Below are 19336 nucleotides of genomic sequence, written 5' to 3'. Positions count from 1 at the left end.
GGAGCCCTCGTGAGCATCCCCGTGGCGGTCAGCCTGCCGCTCGCCGAGCGCGAGTTCATCTCGGTGCACCACCTGTTCCGCGTCGGCATCGGCCCCTCGAGCTCTCACACGGTCGGGCCGCTCCGCGCCGCCAAAGCGTTCGTGAGCGCCCTGAGCGATGCCGAGATCTCCAGAGTGAGCACCGTGCAGTGCACCCTCTTCGGCTCGCTCGGCTCCACCGGCGTCGGCCATGGAACCCCCGACGCCGTGCTCGCCGGGCTCGCCGGCCACGAGGTCGAGCACGTCGTGCGCGACGACGTCGTGGCCGTCCGCGGGCGCGCCGACACCGAGCGGCGCCTCAGGCTCGACGGCCGCCACGACATCGCGATCGACGAGAGCTGGCTGACGTTCGCGCCGCGCGAGCTCAAGCCGCGGCATCCCAACGCCCTCACCCTCACCGCCCGCGACGCGGATGGCGCGGTCGTCGCGGAGGAGACCTACTACTCGATCGGCGGAGGCTTCGTCGAGCAGGAGAGCGCGCCCGCCTCCGAGCGCGCCGGCGACGCGCACGTCGGGGCCCCGCGAGTCCCGTACCCGCACGACACCGCCGCCGAGCTCCTGCGCCTGTGCCGCGCCAACGGGCTCACGATCGCCCAGCTGGCGCGCGCCAACGAGGAGTCGCTGCGCACCTCCGACGAGTCGAGCGCCGCCCTCCGCCGCATCTGGCACGCCATGAACGCGTGCATCGACGCCGGCCTCGAGACCCGCGGAACCCTGCCCGGCGGGCTCAACGTGCCGCGCCGCGCCGCCGCGATGGCCGGCCAGCTGCGCGACATCGACGAGGCGCACACGCGCGACTGCACCCTCGAGTGGCTGCAGGCCTACGCGATCGCCGTCAACGAGGAGAACGCCGCGGGCGGCCGCGTCGTCACCGCGCCGACGAACGGGGCGGCGGGCATCATCCCGGCCGTGCTGCGGTACGCGCTCGACGTCCTGCCGATCACCGACAGGGATGCCGCGGCCGAGGACTTCCTGCTCGTCGCGGGAGCCATGGGCGCCCTCATCAAGAACAACGCGAGCATCTCGGGCGCCGAGGCCGGCTGCCAGGGCGAGGTCGGCTCCGCCGCGTCGATGGCCGCCGCCGGATTCACCCACCTGCTCGGCGGCAGCAACGAGCAGATCGAGAACGCCGCCGAGATCGCCATGGAGCACTCGCTCGGCCTCACGTGCGACCCCGTCGCGGGCCTCGTGCAGCTGCCCTGCATCGAGCGCAACGCGATCGGCGCGGGGAAGGCCGTCGCGGCCTCCCGCATGGCGATGCACGGCGACGGCACGCACCTCATCAGCTTCGACACCGTCGTCGCGACGATGCGCCAGACGGGCGACGACATGTCGCGCAAGTACAAGGAGACGTCCGAGGGCGGCCTCGCTGTGAATTACGTGGAGTGCTGATTCCCTCCGCCCGCGCCCGACCGACAGACTGACCCCATGTTCAGAGCCCGGCACGTCAGCGAGTCGATCGCCCGCCCGCCCTCGGTCGTCATGGCCATCGCCCGCGACCCGCTGAGCCTGCCCGAGTGGGCCGCGGGGCTCGCCGAGGGCATCCGCCGCGAGGGCGACGCGTGGATCGCGAGCTCGCCGATGGGCGACGTGCGGGTCGAGTTCCGCACCGACATCGAGCGGGGCATCCTCGATCACGACGTCACGATGCCCGACGGCACCGTCGTCACGAACGCGATGCGCGTCCTGCCGAACGATGGCGGAAGCGAGGTCGTCTTCACGCTCTTCCAGCGCGACGGGATGTCCGACGCCGAATTCGACGCCGACGCGGCCGCCGTCGCGGCCGACCTGCGATCCCTGCGCGAGCTGTGCGAGAGAATGGCCGGATGACCGATTCTCAGCTCGCCGTCATCGTCCTCGCCGCCGGCCAGGGCACCCGCATGAAGTCGCGCACGCCGAAAGTGCTGCACCGGCTCGCGGGAGTCCCGCTCATCGGGCACGTGCTCGCGACCGCCCGCGCGCTCGACCCCGCGCACGTCGTCGCCGTCGTGCGGCACGATCGCGACACGGTCGCCGCCGCGATCACCGAGCTCGACGCCGACGCGCTCATCGCCGACCAGGACGAGATCCCGGGCACCGGCCGGGCCGTCGAAGCAGCACTGGATGCCCTTCCCGCCGACTTCGCGGGCGACGTGCTCGTCGTCTCGGGCGACGTGCCCCTGCTCGACGCCGACACCCTCGCCCAGCTCATCGCCGAGCACCGGACCCGCGCCGCCGCCGCGACCGTGCTGAGCGCCGTGCTCGACGACGCCACCGGGTACGGCCGCATCGTGCGCTCGGCCGCCGGCGACCTCGACCGCATCGTCGAGCAGAAGGACGCCACCGACGACGAGCGCGCCATCACCGAGATCAACTCGGGCACCTACGTCTTCAGCGTCGCCCCGCTGCGCTCGTCGCTCGCGCTCGTGTCGACCGACAACGCGGCGCAGGAGAAGTACCTCACCGACGTCATCGGCCTGCTGCGCGGCGACGGGCAGGGCGTCGCGGCGCTGCCCGCCGGCCAGTCGTGGCTCGTCGCGGGTGTCAACGACCGCGTGCAGCTCGCCGACGCGGCGCTGCGGCTCAACCAGATGATCGTGCGCGGCTGGCAGCTCGCGGGCGTCACGATCAGCGACCCCGCCTCCGTGTGGATCGACCGCACCGTCACGCTCGAGGCCGACAGCGAGGTGCTGCCCGGCACGCAGCTGAAGGGCGCGACGACGATCGCGGCCGGCGCCGTCGTCGGCCCCGACTCGACGCTCACCGACACCGAGGTCGGGGTCGATGCGCGCGTCAGCCGCACCGACGCCACGCTCGCGGTGATCGGAGCGGGAGCATCCGTCGGCCCCTTCGCCTACCTGCGCCCCGGCACCGTCGTGGGCGAGAAGGGCAAGATCGGCACGTTCGTCGAGACGAAGAACACGACCCTCGGCGCCGGCAGCAAGGTGCCGCACCTGTCGTACATCGGCGACACGACCGTCGGCGAGGGCTCGAACATCGGCGCGGGCACCATCACCGCCAACTACGACGGCGTCAACAAGCACAAGACCGTCGTGGGCTCGCAGGTGCGGACGGGCTCGCACAACGTGTTCGTCGCCCCCGTTAGGATTGGCGACGGAGCGTACTCCGGCGCCGGAACGGTCATCCGCAAGGATGTCGGGCCGGGCGAGCTGGCCGTGAACGTCGCTCCGCAGCGGAACATCGCCGGCTGGGTGGAGAAGAACCGGCCGGGAACCGCGGCGGCCGAGGCGGCTGCCGCAGCCTCGGACGACTAACACCCCCCTGCCGCCACAGTAGAACCACACCGATCGCAACGTCGCCGCGGCGGCAGAAACCGAGGACTCGTGGCCAGCATCAAGATCACCGGCCAGAAGCGCCTCGTCATCATCTCGGGGCGCGCCTACCCCGAGCTCGCCGAGCAGGTCGCGGCGGAGCTCGAGACCGAGGTCCTGCCCACCGACGCGCGCACCTTCGCCAACGGCGAGATCTACGCGCGCTTCGACGAGAGCGTGCGCGGCTGCGACGCCTTCGTCATCCAGTCGCACGCGCGCCCCATCAACGAGGCGCTCATGGAGCAGCTGATCATGGTCGACGCCCTCAAGCGCGCCTCGGCCAAGCGCATCACCGTCGTCGCGCCGTTCTACCCGTACTCGCGACAGGACAAGAAGGGGCGAGGCCGCGAGCCGATCTCGGCCCGCCTCATCGCCGACCTGTTCAAGGCCGCCGGCGCCGACCGCATCATGAGCGTCGACCTGCACGCCGCGCAGATCCAGGGCTTCTTCGACGGGCCGGTCGACCACCTGTTCGCGATGCCCGTGCTGCTCGAGCACTTCCGCGCCAAGCTCGACCCCTCGACCCTCGCGGTCGTCTCGCCCGACATGGGGCGCGTGCGCGTCGCCGACATCTGGAGCGACAAGCTCGGGGCGCCGCTGGCGATCATCCACAAGCGCCGCGACCCGCTCGTGCCGAACCAGGTCTCGGTGCACGAGATCGTCGGAGAGGTCGAGGGCAAGGTCTGCCTCCTCGTCGACGACATGATCGACACCGGCCGCACGATCGTGAAGGCCGCCGAGGCGCTCAAGAAGGCCGGCGCGATCGGCGTCGTCGTCGCCGCGACCCACGCGATCTTCTCCGACCCCGCGTTCGACATCCTGCAGGCGGAGGCGATCGACCAGGTCGTCGTGACCGACACGCTGCCCATCCCGGAGGACAAGCGCTGGGATCGCCTCACCGTCCTGCCGATCGCCCCGCTGCTCGCGCGGGCCATCCACGAGGTGTTCGACGACGGGTCGGTCACGAGCATGTTCGACGGGGCCGCGTAACCGCACCTGCGCCCCGCGCACCGTGCACCTGCGTCCTCGCGCCCCCGCGCCGAACCGCTTGCCCGCGGTTGAGCCCGAAAGTCGCGGTTGAGCCCGAAAATTCGGGCCCAACCGCGACTTTTCGACTCATTCGGCGCTGATCGACGCCCCGCCGACGCCGAGTCCACGCCCCGCGGCGCGCTACGCGGCCACGAGCTCCCGGATGCACTCCTCGAAGACGCGGTGGTGGGCATCCACATCGGCGCGCGTCGTCATGGGAGCCATGAGCGCCATGTTGTGGAAGGGCGTGAGCATGATGCCGCGGTTGGCGAGGTACAGGTGGATCATGTCCTCGAGCTCGCCGTCGGCCGCCTCAGCCGCCTGCGTCCCGTTGAGCGGGTAGGGCCGCGCGAAGCGGTACTCGGCCCGCGCGCCGAGCTGGTTGATCGCCCACGGCAGGTCGTACCGGTCGAAGAGCGCGTTGACCCCGTCGGTGAAGTACGTCGCCGTGTCAATCATGTGCGCGAACGCCTCGTCGGTGAGCACGTGCTCGAGCGTCGCGCGCATGGCGGCGACCGAGACGGGGTTGCCGGCGAGGGTTCCGCCGACGCCGCCCATGTCGACGAGGTCGAGGTCGGTGCGCGCGAGGGCGCGCTCGGCGAACTCGGCCGACAGACCGTAGGCCCCGGTCGGGATGCCCCCGCCGATCGACTTGCCGATGACGACGAGGTCGGGCTCGAGGTCGTAGGCCGTCGTCATGCCGCCGGGCCCGGCCGAGAACGTGTGCGTCTCGTCGATGATGAGCAGCGCGTCGTACTGGCGCGTCAAGGCGCGCACGCCCTCGAGGTAGCCGGGCTCGGGCAGCACGATGCCGATGTTGGTGAGCGCGGGCTCGATGAGCACCGCGGCGACGTCGCCGTGCGCGAGGGCGCGCTCGAGGCCGGGCAGGTCGTTGTACTCGGCGGCGCGCGAGGTCTCCGTCACGGGCACGGGGGCGCCGACGTTGCCGGGGCGCGACATGCTCTCGCCGTCGGGCCCGACGACGACGAGAGACTCGTCGACCGATCCGTGGTAGCAGTACGAGTGGAAGACGATCTTGCGTCTCCCGGTGATCGCGCGCACGAGACGAATCGCCCAGCGATTCGCATCCGTCGCCGTCAGTGAGAAGCTCCAGCGGTCCATCTTGAAGCGGCGCGAGAGCTCGGCGCCGACCCACTCCGCGTCCTCCGTCGGCAGCATCGTCACGAGGCCGCCGAGCTCGCCGATGCGGCGCGTGACGGCCTCGACGACGATCGGGTTCGAGTGCCCGGCCATCGAACCGGTGTCGCCGAGGGCGAAGTCGATGTACTCGTGCCCGTCGATGTCCCACACGCGGTTGCCGTGCGCGCGGTCGAGGTAGATGGGGAAGCCGCCGGCCTTCTTGTTCATCCAGGTCATGGGCACGCGGCCGAACAGGTGCTCGGCGCGCTCGTAGGCGGCCTTCGACTTCGGGCGGGCGGCGGTGAACGCCTCCTGCTCGCGGGCGTACATCTCGGCCAGGCGGGTGCGATCGATCGTGATCATGGGGTCCTCATTCGTTTCGTCGACGGTGCCAGCGCTGCCGGGCGCGGAGTCTCCGCGGGCAGGGCGCACCGGCTCCGTGCTGGTGATCGCATGAGGTGACCGGAAGCGATGAAAGCAACCACCGCTCCTCGACGGGTCAGGCGCTGCGCCCTCCAGGGCGCGGCCTTCGGCGAACACGGAACGCTCTTATCATCGCAAACCGACCCGGCATCCCGAAAGAGGGGCGACGGATGCGCGGCGCGGGTTCAGGCGCCGCTGCGCGGCCGCAGGTCCGGCGCCCCCGGGATCACCCCGAGCACGGCCACGCGCACCTCGCCCGTGGGGGCGAGCGCGTAGCAGTTCCAGCCCACGGTCTCGAGGCTGCCGAGCTCGAAGGCGACGCGGGTGGGGATGCGGGCATCCGCCTGCGTGTCGACGGCGAGGCGGCACGCGCGCGCCGCGGTCGACTGGGCGAGCGCCCACGTCGCGAGGGCGCCCGGGACGATGAGGGAGAGGAGGGCGACGATGCTGACGATGCGCATGACGCGGGCACGGCGCCCCCACGCGGGGGAGCGACCGTCGGCACCGTCTCCGTCGTCGGGCCAGTCGGCCTCGCGGAGCTCGCGGGGGTCGTCGTCCATCCCGGCCAGTCTCGCACGCGGGGTCGCGGGCCGCGTGCCCGGGGGANCCCGCCGCACTCATGATGTGGAGGAATGACGAAAAAGCATTACGTCACTCCTCCGCATCGTGAACGGGTGCGCGACTGACCGTGGTCGCCGGCGGCCTGGACACCCCGACGTGCGTCGCGCGCCCGCCCCGTCCACCCCGCCCCGTCCACCCCGCACCGGTAATCTGCGCGCGTGACCTCCGACGCCGACGCCGACGCCGACGAACCGCCGACCGGCGCCGAGCCGCCGACGCCGCCAGGTCGCTCCGCCCTCGCGCGCAGCGTCGCGCTCGGCGGCGCGATCGGCATCGGGCTCGCGTCGATGATCGGGGCGGGCGCGTTCTTCGTGTGGGCTCCCGCGGCGGCAGCGGCCGGCGAGCTTCTCCTGCTCGCGCTGCTCATCGCCGCCATGGTCGCGACGCTCAACGCCTTCAGCTCGGCCCAGCTCGCCATGGCGCACCCCACCTCCGGAGGTGCGTACGCGTTCGGCCGCCGCTACGTCGGCCCGTGGATCGGCTTCAGCGCGGGCTGGCTCTTCGTCGTCGGCAAGACCGCCTCGGCCGCCGCGATCGCCTCGGTCGCCGCCACGTACCTCGGCACCGCCCTCGGGCTCGACGCCGTCCCGACCCGCATCCTCGCCGCCGCGTTCATCGCTGTGCTCGCCGCACTCAACATGTCGGGAGTCCGCACGACCGCGCGCGTCGCGATCACGATGGTGAGCATCGTGCTCGCGGGCCTCGCGGTCTGGTTCGTCGTGACGGCGCTCACGGCGGCCCCCGACTTCGGCGGCGTCGACGGCCCCGTCGTCGGCTCGGTGGGCGACCCGGGGTCGGGCGACGGAGCCCCACCGCCCGCGCCCGAGCCGACGCTCGGAGGCCTCCTCGAGGCCGCGGCCCTCCTCTTCTTCGCCTTCGCCGGATACGCGCGCATGGCGACCCTCGGCGAGGAGGTCCGCGCGCCGCGCCGCACGCTCCCCCGCGCGATCCTCATCGCGCTCGGGGTCGTGCTCGCGCTCTACGCGGCCCTCGCGCTCGTGCTCGTCGACCGGCTCGGGGTCGACGCGCTCGCCGCGAGCAGATCACCGCTCGCCGACGCGATCGACCCGCGCTGGGCGCTGCCGATCGCGCTGCTCGCGGCGCTCGCGTGCCTCGGGTCGCTCGCGGGCATCCTCGCCGGGCTCAGCCGCACGAGCCTCGCGATGGCGCGCGAGCGCGACCTGCCCGGCCCGCTCGCGCGCATCTCGACCCGCACCGGGGCGCCCGTCGTCTCGGAGGCGCTCATCGCGCTCATCGCGATCGGCATCGCGTTCCTCCTGCAGCCCGCCCAGCTCGTCGCCGCCTCGAGCGCCGCCGTGCTCGTCTACTACGCCATCGCCCACCTCTCCGCGCTCCGCCAGCCCGCGGGCGAGCGGTGGCAACCGCGGCTCCTCGCCGGCGCCGGGCTCGTGGGGTGCCTCGTCCTCGTCGCCGCGCTGCCGGCGGCGTCGCTCCTCGGCACGGCGGGCATCCTCGTCGTCGGGCTCGTCGCCCGGGCCGTCGCCCTCCGGGTCCGCGCCGGAACGAGCGGCGCGCGCTGAGCGCGACTGGGGCAGACTGAGGGCGTGACCCGACACGCCCACCCCGGCGCGCCCGGCGCGGCGAACGGCGAGCCCGACGACCCCGGTCGGCTCGGCGACAGCGGCGACGTGCGCGCGCTCGAGCTCGCCGCCGCCGCCCTCGCGGCGAGCGCGGGCGTCGCGGGCGGCGTCACCGCCCGCGGACGGCCCGCACTCGGCGGCGCCTACCCCGTCGGCGCCTTCGCGGCCGCCGCCGTCTCCACGACCGCGCTCGCGCTCGCCGACCTCATCGACCACGACGGGCCCGTGACGGTCGACGCGGCGCTCGCGGGAGCCTGGTTCCGGGCGGCCGTGCGGCCGCGGGCCGAGCAGCCGAGCCCGTGGGACCCGCTCAGCGGCGACTACCGCGCCGTCGACGGCTGGATCCGGCTGCACATGAACGCTCCGCACCACCGGGCGGCGGCCCTCGCCGTGCTCGGCCTGGCCCCCGCCGGCGTGACGGCCGACACCGCGGCGGCGCAGCCCGACCGCGAGACCGTCGCTCGCGCCGTCGCGCCCTTCGGCTGCGACGCCCTCGAGGCCGCGGTCGTGCAGGCGGGCGGGGCGGCCGCCCGACTGCGGTCCGTCGCGGAGTGGAGCGAGCATCCCCAGGGCGTCGCCGTCGCCGCCGAGCCCCTCATCGCCGTCGAGACGACCGCGATCGCGCGGCCGGACCAGCCGTTCCCGCCCGGCGTGCCCGAGCGCCCCCTCGTCGGCGTGCGCGTGCTCGACCTGACGCGCGTGCTCGCCGGGCCCGTCGCGACGCGCACGCTCGCGATGCTCGGGGCCGATGTGCTGCGCATCGACCCGCCCGGCTGGGACGAGCCCGCCGTCGAGCCCGACATGACCCTCGGCAAGCGCTGCGCCCGCGTCGACGCGCACACCGTCGAGGGGCGCAGCGAGCTCATCGCGCTCGTCGCCGAGGCGGACGTGATCGTGCACGGCTACCGGCCGGGGGCCCTCGCCGGGCTCGGCCTCGACGACGACACCCTGCGCGCGATCCGCCCCGGGCTCGTCGAGGTCCAGCTCGACGCGTGGGGGTACTCGGGGCCGTGGGCGGGCCGGCGCGGGTTCGACTCGCTCGTCCAGCTCGCGACCGGCATCGCCGATCCCGCGACCGCGAGCGTCGCGGCCCCCGCGCCCTCCGAGGGGGATGCGCACCGCGCACCCGACGCCCCGATCGCCCTGCCCGTCCAGGCCCTCGATCACGCCACCGGGTGGCTGGCCGCGACGGCCGCCCTGCGCGCTGTCGCGCACGCGCGCCGCACGGGGGAGGGGTCGCGCAGCCGCCTGTCGCTCGCCCGCACCGGCCTCGAGCTCGAGCGCTTGCGCGACGCGCTCGGGCCCGCCGAGGCGCACGCCGAGCCGCGCGTGCCGTCGACGCCGCTCGACACCCCGTGGGGGCTCGCCGACGTGCTCGCCTCGCCGCTCGAGGTCGGGGGAGTCCGCTTGCACACCGTCCACCCGCCGCGCCACCTCGGCTCCGACGACCCGTTCTGGCTCGTCGACGAGCGGCACGACGAGGCGGAGGCCGAGCGGGTCGCTCCGCGCGGGCCGCGCGCGGTCATCATGCGGCCGACGCGCGCGATCGTGTGGGCGCTGCTGAGCGCCGCGCTCGTGTGGGCGATGCAGGGGCTGCCCGAGACGCTCGGCGCCGCGCTCCTCGCCCAGCCCGACATCGGCGCGCGCTGGTGGTCGAACCCCGGCTGGGCGGTCGGCGCCGCCGCGCAGGCGCTCGCGCTCGCGCTCGGCTGGGTCACCCTCTCGCGCCGCCTCGCGGTCGGCCCGACGCTCGCGATCACGAGCGCGCTGGGTCTCGTCGCGCACGTGGTCGGCGCGACGCTCGCCTACACCGGGTCGCTGCCGACCTCCGGCGAGGCGGCCTGGAACCTCGGGGTCGGTCTCGGCCTCGCGGTCGCCGTCTCGGGGGCGGCGCTCATCCAGCTCGCCGTCCCCGTGCTGCTCGCGCTGACCCGACCGTTCCTGGGGCGAGCGTCCGCGCGGTCGCGCGCGGTGACGCCGGGCTACGCGCGTCGCCGCGGCCGCCGGGCCCGCTGAACGCGCGGGAGCGCCTCGCCCGAGACGACGGGGGAGGCACGCCGTTCCGCTCCCCGTCGCGGTCACGTGCCACAATCGGGCGGCGGCTCCATCGCGGCGAGGGGCGCAGGACAGGAGCATCCTCATGACGTCGTCCCAGGCCATCGCACGTGGACGCATCGGACGCATCGGTCTCATGGTCGGGCGGGACCCGCGCGAGCGCGGTCGGGTCGTCACACCGCTCGAGCTTCTCTTCGATCTCGCCTTCGTCGCGGCGATCGGGGTCGCCGCCGACCAGTTCGCCCATCTGCTCACGCACGGGCACCCGGCCGAGGGCGTGTTCGGCTTCGGATTCGCGATGTTCGCGATCTCGTGGGCCTGGATCGCGTTCTCGTGGTTCGCCTCGGCGTTCGATACCGACGACTGGTTCTATCGCATCACGACGATGGTTCAGATGACCGGCGTCATCATCCTCGCGCTCGGGCTCCCCGTCTTCTTCCACTCGCTCGAGGAGGGGCAGCCGCCAGCCAACCTCGTGGTGGTCTCCGGGTACGTGGTCATGCGCGTGGCCATCGTCGTGCAGTGGCTCCGCGTCGCCCGGCAGGACCCCGAGCATCGGGCGACCGCCATCGGCATGTCCGTCACGACCCTGGTCATTCAGCTCTTCTGGGTCGCCCTGGCGATCGCCGCGCTCCCGCTGCCGCTGTTCATCGTCATCGGCGTCACGCTCACCGTGATCGAGCTGGCGGCCCCCCGCGTCATCGAGCGGCGCTCGGGCAGCACCCCGTGGCATCCGCATCATCTGGCGGAGCGGTACGGACTGTTCGCGATCATCGTTCTCGGTGAGGGGGTCTTCGGAACGATCGCCGCGGTCAACGCGCTCGTCGACGTGCAGGGCTGGAGCGGCGACGCGATCATGGTGGTCGTCGCCGGCACCGCACTCACCTTCGCCATGTGGTGGGCGTACTTCACCCTGCCATCGGGGCCCGTCCTCGCGCGGTATCGCGACCGTCTCGTCAGCTGGGGCTACGGGCACATCGTCCTCTACACCTCGATCGCCGCCGTCGGCGCCGGCCTGCACGCGGCCGCGTACTTCATCGAGGGCGAGTCCGAGCTGAGCTCGCTGCTCACGGTGGTCGCGGTCTCGCTTCCCGTGCTCGTCTTCGTGGTCGCGCTCTTCGTGCTCCACACCGCGCTCGTCGGCGAGGGCGACCCGTTCCACTGGGGCCTGTTCGCCGGAACGATCGCGCTGCTGGTGCTCGCGGTGGCCCTCGCCGCTGCGGGCGTCGCCCTGTCGATCTGCCTCGTGGTCGTCACGCTCGCGCCGATCCTCATCGTCGTGGGCGATGAGACCGTCGGGCATCGCCACCGCACGGAGCTCCTGTCGCGCGTGCTCTCCTGATCTCGGCGCGTCGTCGAGTGCCCCCCGCCGCAGCGGCGGCCGCGCGACGACGCAACCGTGAGGCTCAGTGCGCGTCCGCCGCCGAGATCTCGCTCCGGTCGCCGCTCCACAGCGTGTGGAACGTGCCCTCGCGGTCGACGCGCTCGTACGTGTGCGCGCCGAAGAAGTCGCGCTGGCCCTGCACGAGCGCGGCCGGCAGGCGGTCGGCCCGCAGCCCGTCGTAGTACGAGAGCGACGACGCGAACGTCGGGGTCGGGATGCCCGCGAGCGCGGCCCCCGAGACGACGCGCCGCCAGGAGGGCAGTGCGCCCGCGACCGCGTCGGCGAAGTACGGCGCCGTGACGAGCGCGACGAGCTCGGGGTCGTCCGCGTAGGCCTCGGTGATGCGGTTGAGGAACTGGGCGCGGATGATGCAGCCCGCACGCCAGATCTTCGCGATCTCGCCCTTCCTGATGTCCCAGTCGTACTGCTCGGCGCCGGCGACGATCGCGTCGAAGCCCTGGCTGTAGGCGATGATCTTCGAGGCGTAGAGGGCGCGGCGCACGTCCTCGACGAACGCGGCGCGGTCGCTCACCTCCCACGCGTCGACGGCGCCCGGGAGGTCGCGCGCGGCGAGGCGCTGGGCCGGCTTCGACGAGAGCGAGCGGGCGAACACGGCCTCCGCGATGCCCGACACGGGAACGCCGAGGTCGAGCGCCGACTGCACGGTCCATGCGCCGGTGCCCTTGGCGCCGGCCTGGTCGAGGATGACGTCGACGAGCGGCTTGCCGGTCGTCGCATCCACCTGCTTCAGCACCTCGGCGGTGATCTCGATGAGGTAGCTCTCGAGCTCGCCGCGGTTCCACTCGGCGAAGATCTCGGCGATCTCGGCCGGCTCGAGGCCTCCGACGCGGCGGAGCAGGTCGTACGCCTCGGCGATGAGCTGCATGTCGGCGTACTCGATGCCGTTGTGGATCATCTTGACGAAGTGGCCGGCGCCGTCGGTGCCGACGTGGGTCACGCACGGCTCGCCGTCGGCGACCGCCGCGATCGAGCGCAGGATGGGCCCGAGCGTCTGCCACGCCTCGGCCGAGCCGCCGGGCATGATCGAGGGGCCGTTGAGGGCGCCCTCCTCGCCGCCCGAGATGCCGGCGCCCACGAAGTTGATGCCCGTCGCCCGCACGGCCGCCTCGCGGCGGATCGTGTCGGTGAAGAGCGCGTTGCCGCCGTCGACGATGATGTCGCCCGGCTCGAAGACCGTCGTGAGGGCGTCGATCACGGCGTCGGTTCCGCGACCGGCCTGCACCATGATGATCGCCGTGCGCGGCTTCTGCAGCGCCGCGGCGAACTCGTCGTACGTGCTCGTCGCGATGAACCCGGCCTCGGGGTGGTCGGTGATGAGCGTCTCGGTCTTCTCGTACGAGCGGTTGAAGACGGCGACCGTGTTGCCCTCGCGGCTGGCGAGGTTGCGGGCGAGGTTCGAGCCCATCACGGCGAGTCCGACGACTCCGATGTTGGCCTGGGGCTGGGTCACGAGGTGCTCCTGAGGGGGTGGGGGCGCTCGGCGCCGCGGTCAGAGAGGTGGTGGCACGACCGTCTCCAGCCTATTCCCTGAACGCTCGGCGCCGGCCCGACGGCCTCCCGCCTACGGTGGAGGCATGCCCGATCGCCCCTCCCTCGTGCTCATGGGCGTCTCGGCCGCCGGCAAGACGGTCGTCGGTCGTGACGCGGCGGCCCGCGCGGGCGTCGTCTTCCTCGACGCCGACGACCTGCACCCGGCCGCCAACGTGGCCAAGATGGCGGCGGGGCATCCGCTCGACGACGCCGACCGCGCCCCCTGGCTGGATGCCGTGGGCGCGGCCCTCCGCGACCACCGCCCCTGCGTCATGGCCTGCAGCGCCCTCAAGCGCTCCTACCGCGCACGACTGCGCGAGCTCGCCCCGGGCACGCTCTTCGCGCTGCTCGACGTCCCCCGCACCGTCCTGGAGGGGCGGCTCGCGCGGCGTCAGGGCCACTACATGCCGGCGAGCCTGCTCGACTCGCAGCTCGCGACGCTCGAGAGCCCCGCGCAGGGCGAGCTCGTCACGGTGCTCGACGGCGAGCGGAGCATCCCGCAGCTGGCACAGGAGGTCGCCGACCTGCTGCCGGTGCCGGCGTCGCCGGATGTCGCGTAGACTGGCCCACTGAACTTCGGCGAGGAAGGGCGCGTGCCCTTCGTTATCGACGCGGTGGGCGAGGCGCCAGGTCTTTCCTCACGCGTGAACGCGTTCGAGTCGACACACACGACCGGGTCTCAACGGCCCACTGATCACAAGGAGTCCGGCATGTCCGAGAACACCCACCTCGCAGCGGAGGTGCGCTCGAGCTTCGGCAAGGGCGCCGCGCGCAAGATCCGTGCGACGAACAAGATCCCCGCCGTCATCTACGGCCACGGCACCGAGCCCCGCCACGTCACCCTGCCGGGTCACGAGACGGCTCTTCTGCTCCGCAAGAAGAACGTCGTGCTGACGCTCGACATCGAGGGCGACGAGCAGCTCGCGCTCGTCAAGGACGTGCAGAAGGACCCGGTGCGCCAGCTCATCGAGCACATCGACCTCATCGTCGTCCGCAAGGGCGAGAAGGTCGTCGTCGACGTGCCCGTGCACCTCGAGGGCGAGAGCTTCGCCGGCACCATCGCGATGCTCGAGCACACGACCCTCTCGGTCGAGGCCGAGGCCACGCACATCCCCGAGAGCTTCGTCGTCTCGATCGAGGGCCTCGAGGAGGGCACGCAGATCCTCGCGGGCCAGNCCCCGCAGCTCGACACGACCTCCGACGCCGACGGCACGACCGAGGCCGAGGGCGCCGAGGGCGAGGCCGCTGAGGGCGCCGAGGGCGAGACCGCCGAGGGCGAGTCGACCGAGGCCGCCGAGTAGGCATCATCGTCGGATTCACGAGGCGTCAGGCACCTCCGGCTGTGGCCGACGACGTCTGGCTCGTAGCCGGGCTCGGGAACCCCGGGCCCGGCTACGCCGGCAATCGGCACAACGTCGGCCAGATGGCGCTCGACGAGCTCGCGCAGCGGCTCGGCGGGAGGTTCTCGCGCCACAGGTCGACGACGATGCTCGCCGAGGTGCAGCTGCGCCCCGGCGGCCCGAAGCTCGTGCTCGTCAAGCCGCTCAGCTACATGAACACCTCCGGCGGGCCCGTCTCGAGCGCGGCCAAGTACTTCGGCATCCCGCCCGAGCGCGTCGTCGTCCTGCACGACGACCTCGATCTGCCGTTCGAGTCGATCAAGCTCAAGGCCGACGGCGGGCACGGCGGCCAGAACGGCGTGCGCGACATCATCAAGGCGCTCGGCACGCAGGAGTTCCCGCGCGTCCGCATCGGCATCGGCCGCCCGCCCGGGCGGCAGGATGCCGCCGATTACGTCCTGAAGGACTTCCCGGCCGCCGAGAGGGCGCGCCTGCCGTTCCTCCTCGGCGACGCCGCCGACGCGGTCGAGCTGCTCGTCGAGCAGGGGCTGCTCGCGGCGCAGCAGAGGTTCCACGGCCCGCGCGCCTGACCCGCAGCGCACCCGCTCCGCGCCGCCCGCCACCCGCGCAACCCTCAGCCGCCCGCGCGTACACTCACTTCAGTGAGTCTCGAGCGGTTGATCCCGGCCCTGTCGCGCGCCCGCACGCTCCAGGAGGCGCTCGAGGCCGCGAGGGTCTCGACCGATTTCTCGGTCGTCGAGGGCCTCCGCGCTCCGCTCGTGGCGAGCATCCTGACTGCTCGTGACGCCCCGAAGTGCCTGCTCGCGATCACCGCGACCGGCCGCGAGTCCGAGGGCCTCATCGACGCGCTTCGCTGCCTGCTGCCCGACGCGACGATCCTCGACCTCCCCGCGTGGGAGACCCTGCCCCACGAGCGCCTGAGCCCGAGCGCCGAGACCGTCGGCCGCCGCATCCGCACCCTGCGGGCGCTCGCGCAGTGGGCGGATGCCCCCACCGGCCACCTCGTCGTCGTCGCCTCCGTGCGCGCGGCGCTGCAGCCCCTGCCCACGGGTCTCACGAGAATCGAGCCCGTCGTGCTCGCCGCAGGCGAGCGCGGGCACGAGCTCGCCCCGACGGTCGAGCGGCTCATCGACCTCGCCTACGCGCGCGTCGACATGGTCACGCGGCGCGGCGAGTTCGCGGTGCGCGGAGGCATCCTCGACGTCTTCCCGGCCGTCGCCGAGCACCCCGTCCGCATCGAGTTCTTCGGCGACGAGGTCGAGCAGCTGCGCGAGTTCTCCGTCGCCGACCAGCGCTCGCTGCCCGAGCCCGTCGCGCGCATCGAGCTGCCGCCGACGCGCGAGCTCCTGCTCACTGAGAGCGTGAAGCAGCGGGCGCGCGAGATGCAGCACGAGTTCCCGAGCCTCGCGCAGATGCTCGCGAAGATCGGCGAGGGGATCCCGGTCGAGGGCATGGAGAGCCTCGCCCCCGCGCTCGTCGACGAGCTCGTCCCCCTCACGCACTACCTCCCGGCCGGCGCGGCGGTCGCCGTCCTGAGCCCCGAGCGCGTCGCGAGCCGGGCCACGAACCTTGTCGAGACCAACCGCGAGTTCCTGTCGGCGGCGTGGCACGCGGCCACGGCCGGAGCCGAGGCGCCCATCGACCTCGACGCGGGCGACTTCCTCACCGTGAACGGCCTGCGCGCAGCATCCGGTGACCGCCCCTGGTACACGATCAGCGCGTTCGACGCCGACGACCCGGATGTCCTGCGCATCGACGCGACCGAGCCGCCGAGCTTCGCAGGGCTGGCCGGGGGAGCCGTCGACCACGTCGTCGATCGCGTGCGTGACGGGTGGGCCATGGTCGTCGTCGCGGGCGGCGCGGGCCTGCTCGAGCGCGCGAGCGACGTGCTCTCCGAGCAGCAGGTCGCCGCGCGCATCGTCGACGAGCTGCCCGAGACGCTCGAGCCCGGCGTCGTGCACCTCGTGCGCGGCAGCGTCGAGCACGGCTTCGAGCTGCCCGAGCTGCGGATCGGCCTGCTGAGCGAGACCGAGTTCTACGGCCGCGCCGTCGGCTACGACTCGCGCCAGCCGAAGAAGCTCGCGAGCCGACGGAAGAACGTCGTCGACCCGCTGCAGCTGAAGACCGGCGACTTCGTCGTGCACGCCACGCACGGCATCGGGCGCTTCCTCGAGCTCGTGCAGCGCGAGGTGTCGACCGGCGGCGGGCGCAGCGCGGTGAAGAGCACGCGCGAGTTCTTGGCTCTCGAGTACGCGCCCTCCAAGCGCGGCTACCCGGGCGACAAGCTCTACGTGCCGACCGACCAGCTCGACCTGCTCACGCGGTACGTCGGCGGCGAGGCGCCCGCGCTCAGCAAGATGGGCGGCAGCGACTGGGCGGCCGCGAAGGGCAGGGCGCGCAAGGCCGTGCGCGACATCGCCGTCGAGCTCGTGAAGCTGTACTCGGCGCGCATGTCGAGCCGCGGGCACGCGTTCGCGCCCGACACCCCGTGGCAGCGCGAGCTCGAGGAGGCGTTCCCGTACGCCGAGACCCCCGACCAGCTCACGACGATCGATGAGGTCAAGCGCGACATGGAGTCGCCCATCCCGATGGACCGCCTCCTCGCGGGCGACGTCGGCTACGGCAAGACCGAGGTCGCCGTGCGCGCCGCGTTCAAGGCCGTGCAGGGCGGCAAGCAGGTCGCGATGATCGTGCCGACGACCCTGCTCGTGAAGCAGCACATGGAGACCTTCGCCGACCGCTTCGCCGGATTCCCGGTGCACGTGCGGGCGCTCAGCCGGTTCCAGACCGACAAGGAGGCGAAGGAGACGATCGAGGGGCTCGCCCGCGGCACGGTCGACGTCGTCCTCGGAACCCACCGCATCCTGAGCCAGGGCGTCACCTTCAAGGACCTCGGCCTCGTCATCATCGACGAGGAGCAGCGCTTCGGCGTCGAGCACAAGGACGCGCTCAAGAAGCTCAAGACCAACGTCGACGTGCTCGCGATGTCGGCCACGCCCATTCCCCGCACCCTCGAGATGGCCGTGACGGGCATCCGCGAGATGTCGACCCTCGCGACGCCGCCGGAGGACCGCCACCCGATCCTGACCTTCGTCGGGCCGTACAGCGACAAGCAGGTCGCCGCGGCGATCCACCGCGAGCTGCTGCGCGAGGGCCAGGTGTTCTACGTGCACAACCGCGTCTCGAGCATCAACCGCGTCGCCGCCCACCTCGCCGAGCTCGTGCCCGAGGCGCGCATCGCCGTCGCGCACGGGCAGATGAGCGAGTCGAGCCTCGAGCAGGTCATGGTCGACTTCTGGGAGCGCCGCTTCGACGTGCTCGTCTCCACGACGATCATCGAGACCGGCCTCGACGTCGCGAACGCCAACACGCTCATCATCGACCGGGCCGACAAGTACGGGCTCAGCCAGATGCACCAGCTGCGCGGGCGCGTCGGCCGCGGCCGCGAGCGCGCGTACGCGTACTTCCTCTACGACGAGCTCAAGCCGCTCACCGACACCGCGAACGACCGCCTGCAGACCCTCGCCGCGAACACCGACCTCGGCGGCGGCATGCAGATCGCGATGAAGGATCTCGAGATCCGCGGTGCAGGCAACCTGCTCGGCGCCGAGCAGGCCGGCCACATCGCGGGCGTCGGCTTCGACCTCTACCTGCGCATGATCGGCGAGGCCGTGAGCGCCTTCCGCGGCGACGCGGCCGACGAGCAGACCGAGCTGCGGCTCGAGCTGCCGGTCGACGCGCACATCCCCGAGGAGTTCATCGAATCCGAGCGCCTGCGCCTCGAGGCGTACCAGAAGCTCTCGGCGGCGGCGGGCCCCGCGAGCCCCGATGACGCGCTGGATGCCGTGCTCGACGAGCTCACCGACCGCTACGGCGACCCGCCGCAGACGGTGCTCGCGCTCCTCGCGGTCTCTCGCCTGCGCCGCCAGGCCCAGGCTCTCGGACTCAGCGACGTCGTCGTCATGGGCTCCAACCTCCGCATCGTCGGCAAGGAGCTCCCCGATTCGCGTCAGCTGCGCCTGCAGCGCATGTACCCCGGCTCGAAGTACTTCGCGCAGCAGAAGGTCGCGACGATGCCGCTGCCGAAGGACGCGAGCGACGACGACCTCATCGCGTGGGTCGGCTCGGCGCTCACGAACCTCTACGCGGTCGAGCCCGCGCCGTCGGCCGCGCCCTCCACCTGACGATCGAGTGCGACATCGCTCCCGGTTCGCTGGGGGCGGGGGTCGCTCTCGGGAGGGCCGGGTGAGCATCATCGGGCGCGGCGCTGCGCCGCGGTTCCCCCGATGAGTCTGGAGCACCACATGATCGCCACTCGAACCCGCTCGATCATCACCGCGGCCGCGGTTCTCGGCCTGCTGAGCGCGCCCGCGGCCGCCCATGCCGCCTCGGTCAGCGACGACGGATCCTCCGGCCGCCCGCTCGCCGCCGAGCTCAGCGGCGCCAACGAGGTCGGCGCGACCCCCGGCGCCGTCGTCGGCGACCCCGACGGCATGGGCACGGCGAACGTCACGGTGAACGTCGGCCAGGGCGAGCTCTGCTACGACATCGCCTTCAGCGGCGTCGCGCCGATCTTCGGGCACGTCCACGCGGGCGGGGCCGGGGTCAACGGACCCGTCGTCATCACGCTCGCCGCGGTCGCCGGAGCCGACGGCGTCGCCGCCGGGTGCGTCGACGCGCCGCGCGAGCTGCTGCGCGACATCGTCCGCGATCCGGGCGCGTACTACGTCAACATCCACAGCGACGAGTTCCGCGCGGGCGCGATCCGCGGTCAGCTCGAGCGCTGACGCAGGTCGAGGGGTGAGGGGCGGGGCGCTTCGG

Annotated in this window: 14 protein-coding genes and 1 pseudogene; 12 read left to right on the top strand and 3 right to left on the bottom strand. The window is 72.9% G+C overall.

Annotation, left to right across the window (positions count from 1 at the left end; all coding sequences use genetic code 11):
* Positions 1-9: 9 nt before the first annotated feature.
* The 4 genes from ASG83_RS02140 (at position 10) to ASG83_RS02125 (ending at position 4340) form a co-directional block, all read left to right on the top strand.
* The gene (locus ASG83_RS02140) at positions 10-1431 is read left to right on the top strand and encodes an L-serine ammonia-lyase (RefSeq protein ID WP_235459991.1); all 1422 of its coding nucleotides are present in this window, start codon (positions 10-12) and stop codon (positions 1429-1431) included.
* Between the two features lie 36 nt (positions 1432-1467).
* Complete coding sequence (locus ASG83_RS02135) at positions 1468-1869, top strand: SRPBCC family protein (RefSeq protein WP_055856585.1); 402 nt, start codon at positions 1468-1470, stop codon at positions 1867-1869.
* Positions 1866-3293: a bifunctional UDP-N-acetylglucosamine diphosphorylase/glucosamine-1-phosphate N-acetyltransferase GlmU gene (glmU, locus tag ASG83_RS02130; RefSeq protein ID WP_055856582.1), complete on the top strand. Its 1428-nt coding sequence runs from the start codon at positions 1866-1868 to the stop codon at positions 3291-3293. The genes ASG83_RS02135 and glmU overlap by 4 nt, the downstream gene beginning before the upstream one ends.
* 69 nt (positions 3294-3362) lie before the next feature.
* Positions 3363-4340, top strand: a complete 978-nt coding sequence (locus ASG83_RS02125; protein ID WP_055856579.1) for a ribose-phosphate diphosphokinase — start codon at positions 3363-3365, stop codon at positions 4338-4340.
* A 180-nt stretch (positions 4341-4520) separates the two neighbouring features.
* Here the strand turns inward: ASG83_RS02125 and ASG83_RS02120 are convergent, their stop codons facing one another.
* The gene (locus ASG83_RS02120; protein ID WP_082599017.1) at positions 4521-5882 is read right to left on the bottom strand and encodes a transaminase; all 1362 of its coding nucleotides are present in this window, start codon (positions 5880-5882) and stop codon (positions 4521-4523) included.
* Between the two features lie 245 nt (positions 5883-6127).
* Complete coding sequence (locus ASG83_RS02115) at positions 6128-6502, bottom strand: hypothetical protein (protein WP_055856577.1); 375 nt, start codon at positions 6500-6502, stop codon at positions 6128-6130.
* Positions 6503-6721: 219 nt separating this feature from the next.
* Between ASG83_RS02115 and ASG83_RS02110 the strand changes: the two genes are divergently transcribed.
* From ASG83_RS02110 to ASG83_RS02100, 3 genes are all read left to right on the top strand, one after another.
* Positions 6722-8104 (top strand): APC family permease, encoded by a 1383-nt coding sequence (locus ASG83_RS02110; protein ID WP_055856574.1) that lies wholly within the window; start codon positions 6722-6724, stop codon positions 8102-8104.
* Between the two features lie 24 nt (positions 8105-8128).
* Positions 8129-10180 (top strand): CoA transferase, encoded by a 2052-nt coding sequence (locus tag ASG83_RS02105; protein ID WP_055856571.1) that lies wholly within the window; start codon positions 8129-8131, stop codon positions 10178-10180.
* Between the two features lie 124 nt (positions 10181-10304).
* Positions 10305-11561, top strand: coding sequence for a low temperature requirement protein A (locus ASG83_RS02100; RefSeq protein ID WP_055856568.1), 1257 nt, complete (start codon positions 10305-10307; stop codon positions 11559-11561).
* A gap of 64 nt (positions 11562-11625) precedes the next feature.
* Here ASG83_RS02100 and gndA read toward each other — a convergent pair whose 3' ends face one another.
* Positions 11626-13074 (bottom strand): NADP-dependent phosphogluconate dehydrogenase, encoded by a 1449-nt coding sequence (gene gndA, locus ASG83_RS02095; RefSeq protein ID WP_082599016.1) that lies wholly within the window; start codon positions 13072-13074, stop codon positions 11626-11628.
* A 124-nt stretch (positions 13075-13198) separates the two neighbouring features.
* Here gndA and ASG83_RS02090 point away from each other — a divergent pair, with 124 nt between their 5' ends.
* The 5 genes and pseudogenes from ASG83_RS02090 (at position 13199) to ASG83_RS02070 (ending at position 19302) form a co-directional block, all read left to right on the top strand.
* On the top strand, positions 13199-13714 hold the full coding sequence (locus tag ASG83_RS02090; protein ID WP_055856565.1) for a gluconokinase: 516 nt from the start codon (positions 13199-13201) through the stop codon (positions 13712-13714).
* Positions 13715-13864: 150 nt separating this feature from the next.
* Positions 13865-14329: pseudogene (locus tag ASG83_RS02085) on the top strand (50S ribosomal protein L25/general stress protein Ctc); the annotation flags it as partial.
* 167 nt (positions 14330-14496) lie between these two features.
* Positions 14497-15084, top strand: a complete 588-nt coding sequence (gene pth / locus ASG83_RS02080; RefSeq protein WP_055856559.1) for an aminoacyl-tRNA hydrolase — start codon at positions 14497-14499, stop codon at positions 15082-15084.
* 72 nt (positions 15085-15156) lie between these two features.
* Positions 15157-18699: a transcription-repair coupling factor gene (mfd, locus tag ASG83_RS02075; RefSeq protein ID WP_055856557.1), complete on the top strand. Its 3543-nt coding sequence runs from the start codon at positions 15157-15159 to the stop codon at positions 18697-18699.
* A gap of 120 nt (positions 18700-18819) precedes the next feature.
* Entirely contained in the window at positions 18820-19302 is a 483-nt protein-coding gene (locus tag ASG83_RS02070) for a CHRD domain-containing protein (RefSeq protein WP_162242496.1), read from the top strand.
* Positions 19303-19336 lie beyond the last annotated feature (34 nt).

This window comes from Yonghaparkia sp. Soil809 (genome assembly GCF_001429705.1).
Taxonomy (GTDB): domain Bacteria; phylum Actinomycetota; class Actinomycetes; order Actinomycetales; family Microbacteriaceae; genus Microcella.
This window is presented reverse-complemented; position numbering and strand designations above follow the sequence as displayed.